This window comes from Flavobacterium labens (genome assembly GCF_048286755.1).
In the GTDB taxonomy this organism is placed as follows: domain Bacteria; phylum Bacteroidota; class Bacteroidia; order Flavobacteriales; family Flavobacteriaceae; genus Flavobacterium.
The window spans coordinates 1-1,252 of sequence record NZ_JBLVPL010000020.1 but is presented as its reverse complement, the minus strand read 5'-3'; the positions used below and the strand labels follow the sequence as shown (position 1 = coordinate 1,252).

At 35.5% G+C, this 1,252-nt stretch carries 1 protein-coding gene; it reads left to right on the top strand.

What is annotated here, in order from left to right:
• The coding region (locus ACNQF8_RS15300; protein WP_470303437.1) for an HYR-like domain-containing protein at window positions 1-1,252 on the top strand (1,252 nt) is incomplete at both ends.

Sequence of the window (1,252 nt, the reverse complement as noted above, 5' to 3'; positions counted from 1 at the left end):
TCTTACTCTTACAGCTGGAATACTTCTCCTGTTCAAACTACTGCTACGGCTTCTGGTTTGATTGCCGGAACATATACTGTTACTGTTACTGATGCTAAAGGTTGTATAGATACCGAATCAGTTACAATAATTGATGGAGATGGTAATCCTCCAGTTATTAGCCAATTACCAAACGAAACAACTATAAATTGCCCATCAATACCTCAATTTGCAACACCAACTGCAACAGATAATGTTGACACCGACGTTACTTTAACATATGATGATGTAGAAACTCCTGGTCAATGTGCTGGTTCATACTCAATAACAAGAACATGGACAGCTTCTGACGATTGTGGTAATACTTCAACAAAATCACAAACAATAAACGTTCAAGACACTATTGCTCCTACTTTTACACCGCCTGCAAACATTACTCTTAGTAGTGGTGAGAATTGTACAACAAATACTAATCCAACTATTACTGGTAATGTAACTAACATAAATGACACCTGCGATTCTAATCCAACAGCTACCTATATCGATACAGAGTGTTTTGGAATCACAGAAACTAATGGATCAATAAATGCTGGAAACGGTAATTATTTTCCATTCACTGTTTCAGGATTTGATGATTTATCAGCAAGTAATATTCAAAAAATTGCTTTATCCTTTGAAACAAACCAAGGAAAAGGAAGAGCTGAATTCACTTTAGTTTCACCTAGCGGACAAGGAGTAATTTTAGTTGGTCCATATTGTTCTGGTGGAAATTGTGATGATGCAAACTCTAATACTAAAGAATTGTATTTAACTACATTTTATCCAAATAGCTCTGGTTATACTCAATGGAATAATGCTAATTTTATTCAAGACGGAATAAATCAAAATATGACCCCAAACGGAGGAACAACTTCTCCAAATACAATCAATGGGTTAACATCTTATGTATCCAGCTTTGAAAATCTTACGGGTTCAATGAATGGAACTTGGTTTATCTATTCAAGAAAACAAGCCAGTGTAAATGGTAGCATTGATTTTAACAGTGTTTGTCTAACTCCGGCTAGTTCTTGTACAAATAATAAAGTAATTACAAGAACATGGACTGTTACAGATGCCTGTGGTAATTTTTCTAAGGCAATCCAAACAATAAAAATTCAAGATACAACTGCTCCTGTATTTGTGGAAGCTTTACCAGAAAATGTAACTGTTCAATGTAGTGCTGTTCCAACTGCAGCTACCTTAACCGCTACTGATAATTGTGGAGATGCTTCGG